This is a genomic window from Staphylococcus sp. HMSC65H10 (assembly GCF_001839185.1).
Lineage (GTDB): Bacteria > Bacillota > Bacilli > Staphylococcales > Staphylococcaceae > Staphylococcus > Staphylococcus simulans.
In genome coordinates this window covers 141,927-157,182 of sequence record NZ_KV840310.1, presented here as the reverse complement: position 1 = coordinate 157,182, position 15,256 = coordinate 141,927, and the positions used below count along the sequence as shown (strand labels likewise).

The 15,256-nt window shown below is 36.3% G+C and carries 12 protein-coding genes; all 12 read right to left on the bottom strand.

The window, feature by feature from the left end; translation table 11 throughout:
- Positions 1-63: 63 nt before the first annotated feature.
- The 12 genes from HMPREF3270_RS02195 to HMPREF3270_RS02135 all read right to left on the bottom strand — a co-directional run bounded on the left by HMPREF3270_RS02195 (position 64) and on the right by HMPREF3270_RS02135 (position 15,237).
- A complete protein-coding gene (locus tag HMPREF3270_RS02195; protein WP_002481517.1) occupies positions 64-600 on the bottom strand; it encodes a 5' nucleotidase, NT5C type in 537 nt (178 codons plus the stop codon).
- Between the two features lie 141 nt (positions 601-741).
- Entirely contained in the window at positions 742-1,806 is a 1,065-nt protein-coding gene (hisC, locus tag HMPREF3270_RS02190) for a histidinol-phosphate transaminase (protein ID WP_057510200.1), read from the bottom strand.
- Positions 1,807-1,968: 162 nt separating this feature from the next.
- On the bottom strand, positions 1,969-3,483 hold the full coding sequence (locus HMPREF3270_RS02185) for an ABC transporter permease/substrate-binding protein (protein WP_070848281.1): 1,515 nt from the start codon (positions 3,481-3,483) through the stop codon (positions 1,969-1,971).
- On the bottom strand, positions 3,480-4,436 hold the full coding sequence (locus tag HMPREF3270_RS02180) for an ABC transporter ATP-binding protein (protein ID WP_070848282.1): 957 nt from the start codon (positions 4,434-4,436) through the stop codon (positions 3,480-3,482). Before HMPREF3270_RS02180 ends, HMPREF3270_RS02185 begins: the two co-directional genes overlap by 4 nt.
- A gap of 97 nt (positions 4,437-4,533) precedes the next feature.
- Complete coding sequence (gene recQ, locus HMPREF3270_RS02175; protein WP_070848283.1) at positions 4,534-6,312, bottom strand: DNA helicase RecQ; 1,779 nt, start codon at positions 6,310-6,312, stop codon at positions 4,534-4,536.
- 12 nt (positions 6,313-6,324) lie between these two features.
- Positions 6,325-8,196, bottom strand: coding sequence for an ABC-F family ATP-binding cassette domain-containing protein (locus tag HMPREF3270_RS02170; protein WP_070848284.1), 1,872 nt, complete (start codon positions 8,194-8,196; stop codon positions 6,325-6,327).
- Between the two features lie 224 nt (positions 8,197-8,420).
- On the bottom strand, positions 8,421-10,367 hold the full coding sequence (gene ltaS / locus HMPREF3270_RS02165) for a polyglycerol-phosphate lipoteichoic acid synthase LtaS (RefSeq protein ID WP_002481511.1): 1,947 nt from the start codon (positions 10,365-10,367) through the stop codon (positions 8,421-8,423).
- A gap of 566 nt (positions 10,368-10,933) precedes the next feature.
- A complete protein-coding gene (locus tag HMPREF3270_RS02160) occupies positions 10,934-11,938 on the bottom strand; it encodes a 5-oxoprolinase subunit C family protein (protein ID WP_002481510.1) in 1,005 nt (334 codons plus the stop codon).
- Positions 11,926-12,633, bottom strand: coding sequence for a 5-oxoprolinase subunit PxpB (gene pxpB, locus HMPREF3270_RS02155; RefSeq protein ID WP_002481509.1), 708 nt, complete (start codon positions 12,631-12,633; stop codon positions 11,926-11,928). Before pxpB ends, HMPREF3270_RS02160 begins: the two co-directional genes overlap by 13 nt.
- Positions 12,634-12,909: 276 nt before the next feature.
- The gene (locus HMPREF3270_RS02145; RefSeq protein WP_023015400.1) at positions 12,910-13,518 is read right to left on the bottom strand and encodes an aminotransferase class IV; all 609 of its coding nucleotides are present in this window, start codon (positions 13,516-13,518) and stop codon (positions 12,910-12,912) included.
- Between the two features lie 5 nt (positions 13,519-13,523).
- The gene (locus HMPREF3270_RS02140) at positions 13,524-14,660 is read right to left on the bottom strand and encodes a chorismate-binding protein (RefSeq protein ID WP_070848285.1); all 1,137 of its coding nucleotides are present in this window, start codon (positions 14,658-14,660) and stop codon (positions 13,524-13,526) included.
- A complete protein-coding gene (locus HMPREF3270_RS02135; protein WP_023015402.1) occupies positions 14,644-15,237 on the bottom strand; it encodes an anthranilate synthase component II in 594 nt (197 codons plus the stop codon). Before HMPREF3270_RS02135 ends, HMPREF3270_RS02140 begins: the two co-directional genes overlap by 17 nt.
- Between the last annotated feature and the right edge of the window lie 19 nt (positions 15,238-15,256).

Here is a 15,256-nt window from a genome sequence, read left to right as displayed (position 1 = left end):
CAAGTTATAACGGTAGTTTGTCTACGGTCTGAGACGGCTATAGCCGTCTCTATTAACTCTAACTTATTTATTTCCTAAGAAATATTGTTCAACTTCTTTCCAGTTATTGACACGATCGAAGTCTTTATTGTGGATGTTATGTTGTGCTGTATACATCACTGGTTTCCCTGTAAAGCGTGCAAGTTGTCTTGGATTGTCATCGATTAAATAATCTGCTTTGACAATATTCTTTCTACCGCAGAAGACAAATTGTTGCGGATCTAAGAATGGGAAGTGTACTCTTAACCATTCATATTTTTCATGGAATGAAGTCGGCACATCCATTGCGGCTGTCGCAATATAAATATCATAGTGTTCAGCTAACTTCTTCACCACTTCTTGTGAATCTTTAATAACTTCTAAATTCTTAAAGAATCCTGGTTGTTTTAATACTTCATCAAGTACCCCTTCATGTTCAGGCATAAAGTGACGTAGTTTATTCCCATCTAATAATGCCTCTTTAATACCTAAATCTGTGCGTTTATTCACTTCTTCAATCAATGCTTTGATTGTATCCGCTAGAACTTCATCCATATCAATCGCTATTGATTCTCTCTTCATTACTGATAGCAACTTCCTTTCCTTTTCTTCTCTTCGAGTATAGCATATTTATTTTATAGAGTTGTGAAGTCTGATTTGAAAATATGTAAAGTAAAAACAAGTATCAACACGAAATTATGTTGATACTTGTTTTGTTATCGGTTATGCTTCAAAATCAAAGTCTTTAAGCACTTCGATCATTTTATCATTTTGTTCTGGGAAGCCAATGGTAATACGTACACCAATCGGGAACTCACGCGTAATACATCCGACTTTTAATAACGCTTTGTATAAGTCATGCGGACGTTTCGTATTCACAAAGACAAAGTTCGTTTGGCTGTCAAAGAAATATTTGCTTTCTGGAATTTCAAAGAATTTTGCACGTTCCTCAGCATTTTTTTGTTGAATGTCTTTTAAGTAATCTTGATCTTGATATGCTGCGACTGCCGCATATTCTGATAAGCGCCCTACGTTAAACGGTGGACGAATAATATTATAGTTATGAATTGCTTCTTCAGTCGCAATGATATAACCGACTCTTAGACCTGCTAGACCATATGCTTTAGAGAACGTACGCATTAAGAACGCATTTGGAAAACGTTCTTGTAACTTTAATGTATCTGGGAAATCTTCCGCAGTCACAAATTCAAAGTATGCTTCATCAACTAAAACTGGAATATGACTTGGCACTTTTTCTAAGAACGCTTCTAAATCATCATGTGTCACATATGTGCCTGTCGGGTTATTTGGATTACAAATCCATACTAATGCAGTGTCTTCATCAATCGCTTCTAAAATACCATCTAAATCGAATTGACCATTAGATTTTAAAGGTACTTGTACGACCTCTGCCGCTTCCACAATCGCATTATGATAATACTGACCAAATGTCGCTTGGCTTGTCACAATCTTGTCTCCGGGCGTTAATACCGCACGAGAAATCATTAAGATAACCTCATCTAAGCCAGCTCCAAATAAAATACGATTTTCATCAATGCCTAACCCTTTCGCAATTTCCTTGCGTAATGTCGGTGCACCTGTTTCAGGATAATACAACACTTCATCTACATGCGCTTTAATCGCTTCTTTCGCTTTAGGTGAAGGACCATATAAGTTTTCATTTGATGCTAGTTTATGTAATTCAATGTCTAAACCGAATTCTTCTTTTAACGCTCTTGGTGATAAGCCTGGTTGATACGCTGAGAGCTGTTTAATTTGTTCTTTCATAGATACATCTGCCTCCCATATTTTGCCTTCTAATAATTTTGAATTTACTGATAATTATATACCTTTAAGCAACCCTTTGGCAACGACAAATTTATTGTACCTCGATTATGTTAAAACTAAAAAGAAAGCCTGAGTTAAAACACCCAGACTTTCTTATTCATATTACTTAACTAAATTGTGTTTCTCTAAATACTCTTTCGCCACATGATACGGATCTTCGTCTTTCACTGTGACTTTGTAGTTCATTTCTTGCATTTCTTCATCAGTGATATTACCTGCTAATTTATTGAGCGGTTTGATGATTTCAGGATGTTCTTTGAGATATTTCTCTTTAAACATCGGTGCACCTTGATATGGTGGGAAGACGTGTTTGTCATCTTCTAAAATGACCATATCGTATTGTTTCAACTCTGCATCTGTTGAATAAGCATCAATTAAATTGATGTCACCTTTTTCAACAGCTTGATAACGTAATTTCGGTTCCATTGTACGAACTTTATTAAAGTTTAAATCATATGCTTTAGAAATGGCTTTATAACCGTCAGGACGGTCGTTAAATTCTAAAGTGAAACCAGGTTTGATATCATCTTCAACTTTTTGTAAATCACCAATTGTTTTCAATCCGTGTTTCTTCGCAAAGTCACGCTTCACAGCTAATGTGTAAGTGTTGTTGTATTTCATCGGTTTCAACATCGTCATGTTTTCTTTTTTCTCTAGACTTTGTTTTGCCTGTTCGTACACTTTAGCTTCTTCTTTGGATTTCAGTGGTTCTTTAGTTAATTCACCTAAAACTGTTCCTGTAAATTCTAAATAGCCATCAATATCGCCAGATTTTAAAGCATTGAATAAGAATGATGTTTTACCCATGCCATCTTTAACATCCACTGTGTTGTCTGTTTCTTCTTCGATTAAAATCTTATACATATTCGTAATGATTGATGGTTCTGAACCAAGCTTGCCGGCAATCGTGATTTTATCGCCTTTGCCGCCTAACATTGGGATAACAATAACAAGTGCTACAACTAACACGATAGTGCCTAAAGTAATCAACAATTTCTTATATGATAGTTTCTGCATGAAACGTAAGGCTAAGTCAAAGACAATCGCCAAAATAGCAGCTGGAATCGCACCTAATAAAATTAACGAACTGTTGTTACGGTCGATACCTAATAGGATTAAATCACCAAGGCCGCCTGCACCGATTAATGCTGCAAGTGTTGCAGTACCAATGATTAACACCATTGCAGTACGAATACCTGCCATAATAATCGGCATCGCAATCGGCAACTCAACTTTCGTCAAACGACGTCCAGGTTTCATTCCGATACCTTTCGCTGCTTCAACAAGAGACGGATCAACTTCCTTAATACCAGTATATGTATTGCGTAGAATTGGCAGTAACGCATATACAACTAATGCAATAATCGCTGGCACTGTTCCAATACCAAACAATGGAATCATTAGTCCTAATAAAGCTAGTGAAGGAATCGTCTGCATCACAGCGGCAACGTTGATGACCGCTTCAGAAAAATGTTTTGTTTTCGTCAGTAAGATACCAAGCGGTACTCCGATTAAACAAGCAATTAACAATGCGATAAAGGAAATTTGCATATGTTCTAACAGCGTGCTCAGCAATTCCCCTTTTCGCTCTGAGAATGTTTGAAAGAATGCATTCATGATACGTCACCTCTCTTACTTTGAGCTAAAAACTTAAAGACATCTTCTCGTGTTAAGAGATGGTGTTGATCATGTTGTTTAATTACGACACTAGGATAGTGTGTTAAATCTTCATATACCTTGTTTAAAGGTGTATCTGGCAACAACACCGGTAAATCGTTTGGTGTATCAACTGTTTTAAGTTGTTTGCCTTGCAGAAGTTTTTCAAGCGTTAAGTGAGACGTATCCGCATGGTCATATTGATTAATAAACTGTCTCACAAAATCATTCTTAGGATGTTGCATAAAACCATCAGGTGTATCGATTTGTTCTACACGTCCATCATTAAATAAACAAATGCGATCTGCTAATTTCATCGCTTCATTAATATCATGTGTCACAAAGACAATGGTTTTTCTGATTTTAGCTTGCAGCTCAATCAAATCTTCTTGTAAATTCGTACGACTGATTGGATCTAAGGCACTAAATGGTTCGTCCATTAAAATCACTGGCGGATCTGCAGCTAATGCACGTACAACACCGACACGTTGACGTTGTCCGCCTGATAATTCATCTGGTTTGCGATCGCGATATGTATCAGGATCTAGATTCACCATCTCAAGCAACTCATCAATACGCTTGTCTATCTTAGCTTTGTCCCAACCTTTCATTTGCGGTACTTGCGCAATATTTTCCTTAACCTTCATATGCGGAAATAACGCGATTTGTTGAAGGACATAACCCATATCCCATCGCATTTCATAAACAGGAAAATCACTGATTGGTTTACCTTTGAAATAAATATAGCCTTTCGTTAAAGGAATCAATCTGTTAATCATCTTTAATGTTGTTGTTTTACCACTGCCGGAAGGACCAATTAAAACGAAGAACTCACCTTCTTCAATGTTAAAACTGACATCTTCGACAGCCATTTTATTACCGTATTGCTTCGAAACGTTTTTTAACTCAATCATGCATAGGTCACCCACATTCTATTTCTATTTTAAAAAAGAACAGCAAGCTCACACTATCGTTAGCACAGTGAAACTTGCTGTTCTGTATTTAAATCTATTAAACTTGCGCTTTATAATTATGAATCGTTTCAATAAATTGAGGACAGTAATGTTTCAATTTATAACTACCGACACCGTCAATCGCAATCATTTCCTGTTTAGATTCAGGTTTACGTTTGGCGAATTCTTCAAGTGTAAAATCAGTAAAAATGCTAATCGGTGCTACATTTAATTTCTCGCTGAGTTCTTGTCTGACTTGTACTAATGCATCAAACAATGCTCTATCGACACCTTCAATAGTATTGATATTGACTTTTTCACGAGATTTTTTCTTGAATGGTACAGTATAAATTTTTAAATCCTCACTTAGTATTTGCTTAACCTTTTTATCACAAGTTAAAACCTCATCATTTTCGTTTAAGAAGCCTTTGAAGCGCAATTCATCAATTAAATGACTACATTCTGATGTCGTATACTCTTTCATAATACCGAAAGTTGGTAATTTGTCATATTGGTTATACTTGATGTAATCAGACAACTCGCCTCTCAGCACTTGAATAATCACACCATAAGTCTCTTGTTGACCCATACGCACCACACAACTGATGATTTTCTTCGCTTCATTCGTCATATCATACGTTTTATTTTCATTACGACAATTACTGCAGCGGCCACATTCTTCTAATTTTTCATTTGGCTCGAAATAATGAACCAATGTAGCTTCTAGACACTTCTTTGTTTTGGTATATTGAATCATCTTATTGAGCTTCTCGCCCATTTTTTCTTTATAGTCATCATCACCCTTAGAAGATGAAATAAAGAATTGATGCAGATTAATATCACGTTCACTAAACAGTAAGATACATTCACTTGTTAAGCCATCACGTCCTGCACGCCCAGCTTCTTGATAATAAGATTCTAAATCTCCTGGCATATTGTAATGAATGACATATCTCACGTTAGATTTATCAATCCCCATACCAAACGCATTCGTCGCAATTACAACTTTAATGCGATCAAAGACAAAATCATTTTGTGCTTCATCACGCTCTTTATTCGTTAAACCTGCATGATAAATGGCACTGCTGATATTTTGATCTTCAAATACTTGTTGAAGTTCTTCAACTTGTTTTCTTGTTGAACAATAAATAATCCCTGCTTGTTGTTTGTGTGCCTTTACATAATCCATCACAAATTTTTGCCTCTGATATGTCGGATTGACTTTAAAGACTAAATTAGGACGTTTGATACTTGTTTTTACTCGGTTCGCGCCTGAGATATGCAGGCGTTCCATAATATCTTTTTGTACTTCAACAGTAGCTGTTGCGGTTAAAGCAGCAATCGCAAAGTCTTGCGGCAAGCAAAGGACTTTATCAATGACTTGTTGGTAACTTGGTCTGAAATCATGTCCCCACTTAGAAATACAGTGTGCTTCATCAAAAGCAACTAAGTGAATATCTAATCCGAATAGCAACTGCATAAATTGACGATTCTCAAAACGTTCAGGCGCCGCGTATAAGAATTGAATCTTACCTTGACGTAAATCTTCTTCAATCGCTCGTTGTTCTTTTTGCGATAAGCTGCTGTTTAAAAATGCAGCGTTAACGCCCATCGCTTTTAATTGATCGACTTGGTCTTTCATTAATGAAATTAATGGGCTGATCACAATTGTCACGCCGCCCATTATCAATCCAGGCACTTGATAACATAATGATTTACCGCCGCCAGTAGGTAATACCCCTAGCACATTCTTTTTGTCTAGTATTTTGGAAATAATCTCCCTTTGTCCTGGACGGAAATCTTTATATCCAAAATAATGCGATAATGTCGTTTCCATAAAATTGACCCCTTATTGTTCTTTTAATTCTTCTAATTCGCTCCATCGTGTCATGTCTTCTTCATATTGTGATTCTAATGCTTCTTTTTCAGTATTCAGTTCTTGAATTTTCGCATAATCATCACTTGCGTCTACCATCTCTTGTTCAATCACTTCTAGACGCGCTTCAGTCTCTTCAATACGTTCCATAATCGTATCGTATTCACGTTTTTCTTTATAAGACAATCCCTTACGTTGTCTTTCTTTTTGAACTTTTGGTTGAGCTTTAGCAACTGCTTGTTGTTTCTCTTGTTCTTGCTTATAAGCTTCATAGTCTTCAAAGCTTCCAATAACACGCTCAATTTGACCGTCATGCACATACCAATATTCCTGTGCAACTTTATTTAAGAAATAGCGATCATGGCTGACAGTAATAACTGTGCCACCGAAAGTTGCGATATAGTCCTCAAGAATAGTTAGCGTTTCAGTATCTAAGTCATTTGTCGGCTCATCAAGCAACAATACATTCGGTTGATGAACCAATAATCTTAGTAAATACAAGCGTTTTTGTTCGCCACCAGAAAGTTTATACACTTTTTTACCGTGTGTAGCACTTGGGAATAAAAAACGCTCTAACAATTGTGTTACTGACACCGTCGTACCATCTTTTTCTTTCGCAACTTCACTTTCTTCTCTTAAGAAATCTATTACACGGACATCTCTGTCTAAACGTTCATCCGTTTGTTTAAAGTAAGCTGTTTTGACTGTTTGGCCGATTTTCAGTTCTCCGCTGAAGTCAGTATCTTCACCAGCAAGGATATTTAACAACGTCGTTTTGCCTGCACCGTTAGGTCCGACAATCCCGATTTGTTGGCCGTTTTGTATAATTTGCGTCACATGTTCAAATAACGTTTTATCCGCAATACTTTTAGATACATCATCTAATTCAAAGACCTGTTTACCTAAACGAGAATGCGCTAGATTCAATTGTCCGCTTTCACGTGTCGTTTGATTTTTTACTTGTGTTTCTAAATCACTAAAGCGATTAATACGTGCTTGTTGTTTTGTTGTTCTTGCTTTTGCACCTGCACGCATCCAAGCAAGTTCTTGTTTATATAAAGCACGTGCTTTTTGGTTTTGTTGCTGCTCTATTTGTTCGTTTTCCGCACGCATCGCAATATAGTCTTCATAGTTACCTGGATAAGTCGTTAATTTGCCTCTATCCAATTCAATAATGCGTGTTGAAACTTCATTTAAGAAATAACGATCATGCGTTACAAACAACACAGTATGTGGATATTGTTTTACGTAGTTGATCAACCATTTTATTGAATCGAAATCTAAATGGTTAGTCGGTTCATCTAGTAATAATAAGTCTGGCTGTTCAATTAATGTTTTTGCTAAAATGACACGTTTTTGTTGGCCGCCTGATAACGATTTAACCGATACAGATGTATCATGAATACCGAGTTTAGATAAAATCGTTTTAACTTCTGCACTATAGTCCCATGCTTCTGCTTGGTCCATCGCCTCTTGCATTTTCATCATGTGGTTTAAGTTTTGGTCATTTTGCGTTTGGCTATACTCTTGTACTGCTTTTTCATAGTCTCTGATTAACTTCACCGTATCTGTATCTGCACTCAAAACTTCTTCCAGCACTGTTCTGTCTTTCGTTAAATCTTGCTTTTGAGAAGAATAACGAATGCGATAATCATTCGGACAATTCACTTCTGCTTCAAAGTCATCATCCAGCCCTGCGATGACTTTTAGTAATGTACTTTTACCTGTACCGTTAATCCCTACAAGTCCGATACGTTCATGTGCTGAAACAGATAAGTGCAAGTCATCAAAAATCACTTTATCTGCATAGGATTTATGTAAATGTTCAATTTTATACGCTTCCATGTCATGCCTCCACTTATGTTCAGTCCGTTCATTTAATTGAGTTTTCAACCTTTATCTCAATTTTCAGTTCTATATATTATACACCCTTTGCACGTCAAAAGATACTGTTACAGGTTCATCTTAAGCGGATAATTGTGTAAGTTTTGTAAAGGTTCGCACCAAAAAAATACAGCGGGCAAATCCATAAGAGGATTCACCCGCTGTTGAAACGACTAAGTCATTGTTTATTTTTTCTGAGAACCTTTAGGTCCTGTTTTATATTGATATTTAGATGGATTTACTTTATCGAAATCCGGATTTTTGTAGAATCTGAATAAGTCACCATTAAGAACACTGTCGCTCATTTCTAAGTCTTTTTCAACTTGTTGTTTATTTTTCTCTAAGTCAGCAGGTTCTTTTTCTAATGGTTCATTTGTTTTATTATCAAATGCTCTACCATTCACATATTTATATTCAGGTGTGATAAAGTCACCGTTTCTGAATGGTACGACTTGTTTATGATCCTTAGATAATAAATCTGTACCTAACATTAAGAAGTTCTTAGTATCGATACCTTCTAAGTGAAGTAATGTCGGCATTACGTCGATTTGTCCACCATAAGTGTTGTCAACGCCGCCTTCTTTACCAGGAACTTTCATCCATAAACCAGTACGGTTCAAGTCCATAAATTTCGCTGGTGTAATTTCTTCACCTAATAATTTTTCCATTGCTTTATTATGGTTTTCAGAAATACCATAGTGGTCACCGTAGATGACAATCACTGAGTCATCATAGATACCTTTTTTCTTCAATTCGTTGATATATTCTTCTAAAGCACTATCCATGTAGTTCGCTGTTTGTACATAGCCATCTACTGTCGCATCGCCAGTGTTAGGCTTTTCAATTCCCGCTTCATCTGGTGATAATGTGAATGGATAATGGTTTGTCAATGTAATCAAGTGTGAATAGAATGGTTTTTTCATTTTAGATTGATATTCTGCTGATTCTTTAAAGAACGGTTTATCTTTCAATCCTAAGTTTTCAATGTTTTCAGGACTCATATCGTAGTAAGTCGCATCGTAGAATTTATCAATACCGAAATGTTTGTAAACTTGATCACGGTTCCAGAATGTTTTGTAGTCACCGTGCATAACGTTGCTTGTGTAGCCGCGTTTTTGATCAAGAATTGCTGGTAATGATTGATACGTATTAGAACCTTTCAATGAGTACGCTGAACCTTGTGGTAAACCATACAAGCTGTTATCCATTGTGAATTCCGCATCTGATGTTTTACCTTGTCCAGTTTGGTGGAAGAAGTTTGGATAATATTTATAACCTTCTTGTCCTGAAGACAATTTGTTAAGGAAAGGTGTCACTTCTTTACCATTGACTTTTTTGTTAATCAAGAAAGTTTGGAAACTTTCTAAATGAATTTTAATAATATTTTTCTTTTTACCTGCACCGTAGTATTCCGGATTAGGTTCTACTTCTGCTTGTCTTTGTTTTGTGTAGTTCAATACTTTTGTTAAATCATCTTCAGAAGCCATTGCTTTCTCTTGATGGTTTTGAATTGATTTCACACCATCATAAACTGTGAAGTTATATGGTCCAAGATATTTAACTAAGTATTTATGGTCGAATGTACGAGTTAATAATTCAGGACGATCTGTTTCTGCAAATGCTAAGTTCAAGAAGAACAAAGCAACTGAAACTGCCATTACGACTGGAACAAATTTCTTGCTGAAAGTACGTGTATCTAACCATTTTGATTTAAAGATCAAAATAAACAGATAGATAATTGTATCTAAGAAATACACGAAATCATACCATTTGAATGACGCAGATACTGCGCCTCCCATAGACTCAACGTTACCTACTTGGTTTAAAGTACTGAATGTTAAAAAGTCTGAGAAGAATCTAAAGTAAACAACGTTTGCATAAAGCAAGAAAGTTAATAAGAATCCGCCGATGAGCATAAACCAAAACGCCTTCTTACCTTTAAAGAACAAGAATACGCTAAGTATTAATGCGAGTAAGCTGTATGGATTCATTAACAAAATTAAATTTTGGACTAATCCCTTAACTCCTAAAGAAAAATCAACATAATAAGCAAAATAGGTCTTCAAACTAACTGTTAAAACAGTGAGTAAGAAAAAGACAAAAATGCTTATTTTCTTTTTCTGCAGACTCATGTGTGTCTCCCCCGTTATTGTTATTTAGTATTCAATCAATCATCAAACAGTACCATTTCCCGTCTACTTTTTAATGTTTCTTATAGAAAAGATTGCTGCTCAATGGCCAATCAATTAAAAGCGAAGCAGTCTCGTGCTGCTTCTTATCTCTGTATTTTCAATAATTGCGTCATTTTTCATTTAAATTGCTCTAATTTATATTCATCAAAAATTTACATTGCCTACTTCTTTGTAACACTATTGTAACAAAAATTACGTAGTACAGTAACTAAATATAGAACATTTCACACGACATTTCAAGCGGAAACCTATCCAAAATTGACATATTACACTATATTTTTTCTATGTTAATTTATTGCTAAGAAAAGATAAAATGCTTTCATCATGCATGTTAAGCTTGTTCACTTTTATTTTGAATTCGCGTTAATATTATAAAATTATACAGGAAATCACACACGATTAAATCAGACTCCAGCCTTAGAATGTAATTGTGCATTTTGCACATTAAAAAAACTGAGAAAGTAACCAGCTTTCTCAGTTGAATTCATTTAAATTAATGTGTCATGTTATTTATTCATTTCTTGCATCATACGATATTCAATACCATGGAATAGCTGTTGTAACCAACTGCTGTATTTCATTAAGTTATTTTCTGCAGTATAAATATCAATATATTGGAACTTTAAGCGCGCACCTTGTGGTTTTTGCGCAAGTTTTGTTAAATGATAGCTCGCAATTGTACCTAATTGCGGATAGCTTCCTAATGTATAGTGGTCATTTAATAAGATGATTGGTGAACCATCACGTTTCACTTGAATCGTACCACGTTTTACAGATTGATGTGGCGGCATGTCTTCATAAAAGGCCTTTACTGGATCGCCTTCTAAAATCATCCCTGCACGGTTCGCTTTGCTGGTTACTTTGTATTCACCATATGTAAAGCGATTTAAAGTTTCTTCATCAAAGTCCTCTGCTCCTTTATTTAACACTACATGGAACATATCAGACATATAGTTGAAAGAAAGTGCATAACCATCAATACCCCAATCCGTTTTATGTGTAACCTTCAAGTTATCAAATAATTTCAGATGACGTTTAGTATAGTTACGTTTCATATTAATCGCATCACCTGCTTGCAATGCGCGTCCTTCGTAACCACCTATTTTAGATAGGAAGTCTGTTGAAGTTGAACCTAGCCACTCTTCAAGTTCTACCCCGCCGCCGATTGCTAAGTAAACACGAGATGTACGGTTAGATTCAGAGAACTGTAGGACATCTCCTTTTTCTACTAAATACAATTTGTTCGGCAAAATGCGCATGTTTTGTGTCCATGCTTTGAAGTTGCCGCCAGAAAGTGCAATTAAAGTCGGCTCAGTGAAGCGAATACGCGCCATTTTTGTCGTCATCTCTAACGTTGCTTCATTTTTATCATTCGCAACCAAGCGATTCGCAATTTCATGTGCTAAGAAATCAATTGCACCGCCAGGAATAACGCCATCATGCTCGTAACCTTGTCGTCCAAAGTCTTGGAAGCTTGAAAAAAGTCCTGGATTTTCTATTATGATTGACATGATTCACTGCCTCCTTCACTTTCATTTTCAGGTTCAGCTGGTTTGAACCGTACAGTATCACCTAACTTCAATAAAGTGAAGTCTTCTTTTTCTGGGTTGAATAAACGGACAGGTGTATAACCGATAACAAGCCAGTCACCGTATGTATCAGTTGTGACTACACCACATTTCTTACCTTCAAGGATGACAGATCCTGCTGGAATAAATTTTTGTTCATCTCCTGTATGGTTAACATAAATACGTTCATTTAATCCTGTTAGATACGGGAATCCTGGTGAATAGCCCATCATCGATACGAAGTATGTTTTATTCGCATGCAATGAAATAAATTCTTCTTCACTCATTCCGAAGTATTCTACCAACTCTGCTAAATCCGGACCGTATTCGCCACCATAGTAGACAGGTAATTCTACAGGCATTTTTACAGCATCCCCATGTCTGACTTCGATTTTGATAGAGTGCAGTAAATCCGTCATATATTGGAATGGTGATGTAATATGATGATGTTTCATCATATCTCGCGCATTATAGACAATCATCATATCAGATTCAGTCGGCACGATTTCTGTAATAAATGGATAGTTTTGTTCTAATAAATACGAACGTAATGCTAACAGGTCTTCTGTTGTATGTTGCGTGACTTCTTTCTCCACAGAAACCACAATTGCTTTGTCACCTTGACTATAAATTTTCATAATGCACCTCTGGTCTTCATTGATTATAAAAGATATTTAGTAACCTTAAAATATACGTCATCATCATCTTCATAAAGTAATATACGAGCACGAGTTGGATAAGCAGCATTATACCTACGACGGCTTTTGCTGCTAAAGGTTTCTGCTGTTGTAGGAAATAGCGTGCCAGCCGCTTCGCAACCCAAATTACCACAATGATTAATATCAGGACTATTCCAATCATGCTGCCACCTTTTTAAACCCTTCTGCTACTTATAAGTTTAATCATACTTAATTTTAAAGATTAATCTGTATCTCGGCAACCTCTCGCAAGCTATTTATCAAGAAAAGCTCCGCTTCATGTGCCTCCAATTTTTCTCTCAACTCATCTATTGTATAATCTCTTTCTTCTGCTTTACCTTCATCTAATAACTGTGCACGCATGCACCCTTTTAAGAAGTCATTATTAAAACAAGGTGTGTAGTATTTACCTTGTTCTTTGATCAGCACATTACCGATATCAAACTCTAAAATTTTACCTTGCAGATTATAAAAAAGAACAACATCTGTCTCATGAAGATGTTCTACATGTTCACGATGAGACGTTTTATTAACGTATTGCCACTTTGGGTAATCCGAACGCATCAATTGCGCTTGAGCAGTGAAACTACTTTTTTCAGGTAAGTCGACACATTGATAAGTCAATTCGCCAGATTCATCTGCCATGACTTTCAAACGATAAGTGCCTGTTGGATATTCCTTTTTAATATCTGCGATAAATGCTTCCCACTGAATTTCAGGTAATGGAATAGAAAGCTCCTTAGCTGACTGTAAAATACGTGCTTTGTGATAATCTCGACGTGGAATTTTACCTTCTGATAAACGCATTGTCTCAAATAAGTACATCATTATCACTCCAATATTTTAGTTTTCGCTTCAAACTCTGCGACTTCTGCTTCTGGATCTGAATCAATCGTAATACCTGCACCTACACCATAGACTGCTTCGTCTTCAATATATTGCACCGTACGTATCGGTACATTAAATATTGAGGGACCGTTTGGAATCATTAACCCGATGGTACCACAATATACATGTCGCGGTGTGCCTTCTAATGCTTTAATATAGCGCATCGTATTTAATTTAGGTGCACCAGTAATCGAACCGCATGGAAAGAGTGCAGTCAAAATACGTTGTAATGACGTTGCTTGCGGTAATTGTCCTGTGACCATACTCGTCATTTGAAAGACAGTTTGATAATGTTCAATATGAAACGGTTGATACACTTTCACACTGCCTGGTTTTGAAATACGTGCAATATCATTACGTAATAAATCTACTATCATCACATTTTCCGCTTGATCTTTTTTAGATTGTGCGAGTTGTTGATAATAATAGTCATCCTCTGCTTTATCTTTCCCTCTTGGCATAGTGCCTTTCATCGGTTTACTTAATACCACGTCCTCCATCGTTTTAAAAGAACCTCTTTGAAAGAACAATTCAGGTGAAATCGAGGCGATTTGTAGTTCATCGGTATCAAGCAACGCTGTATAATTACCGTGACTGCTTCGTGTTAAATAATCATACATTTCACTGATAGGCATACGGATACGATCATACATACGTGTTGTATAGTTCACTTGATATGTATTCCCTTCTACAATCGCATCTTGAACTTGTTGGATATGTTGAATCATAGTTGGCTTCGACAAACGAAAATGAAAGTGCGGACGTGCTGATACAGCCTTATCTTTTACTTCTTCCCTTGTTTCAGGTGCTTCAAATATATAGGCTGCCGCATAAACATAATTGGAAGTTTCTGGTAGATGTACTGCCATTTCAGAATTAAAGGCAGGTGCCGCTTCGTAAGGTAAATACAGACAAACAAAATGACCTGCCTGATGTGCTTGTTCAGCAAAATCAATGACTTCATGTACCTCATTTAAATCATAAGCAATCTTTTGATCAAGAATTGTCTTGAAACAATATTGGTATTGCTTATAGTCTGTTTCATCTGTGTAATATCGATAATTAAAGTGCGCGCGCAATGTTTTCACCTGCCTGTTGAAGAAATAGTCGAATTTGCGCATGGCCATATTCACTCAATATAGATTCAGGATGATATTGCACACCATAAATCGGATAACTTCTATGCGCCACTGCCATCACAATTTGCTCTTCATTATATGCTGTGACTTCTAGCGCACTTGGCATGCGCAATGCATCTGCACATAAGGAATGATAACGCATCACATGAAATTGTTTAGGTAACCCCGCAAAAATACCTTGCTCATTTGTGGTAATCAACGTAGTGTGGCCATGTACAGGACGTGAACTATGAATAATAGCACCACCGTAATGTTCAACAATGAGTTGAAATCCTAAGCACACACCTAAAATAGGTACACTATCTTCAAACGTGCTAAGGACTTCATGTAAAATCGGATAATCACTTGGACTTCCTGGGCCTGGGGAAATCACAATCGCATGCGGCTGCATCGTTTTTAATGTTTCTATATCTACGTCATCTACATCGATAACTGTCACACGTTCATTACTTTCTGTCTTCAGATAATCTACTAAGTTATATGTAAATGAGTCTTTGTTATCTATCATTATAATCATACTCAACTTGTCCCCTTAC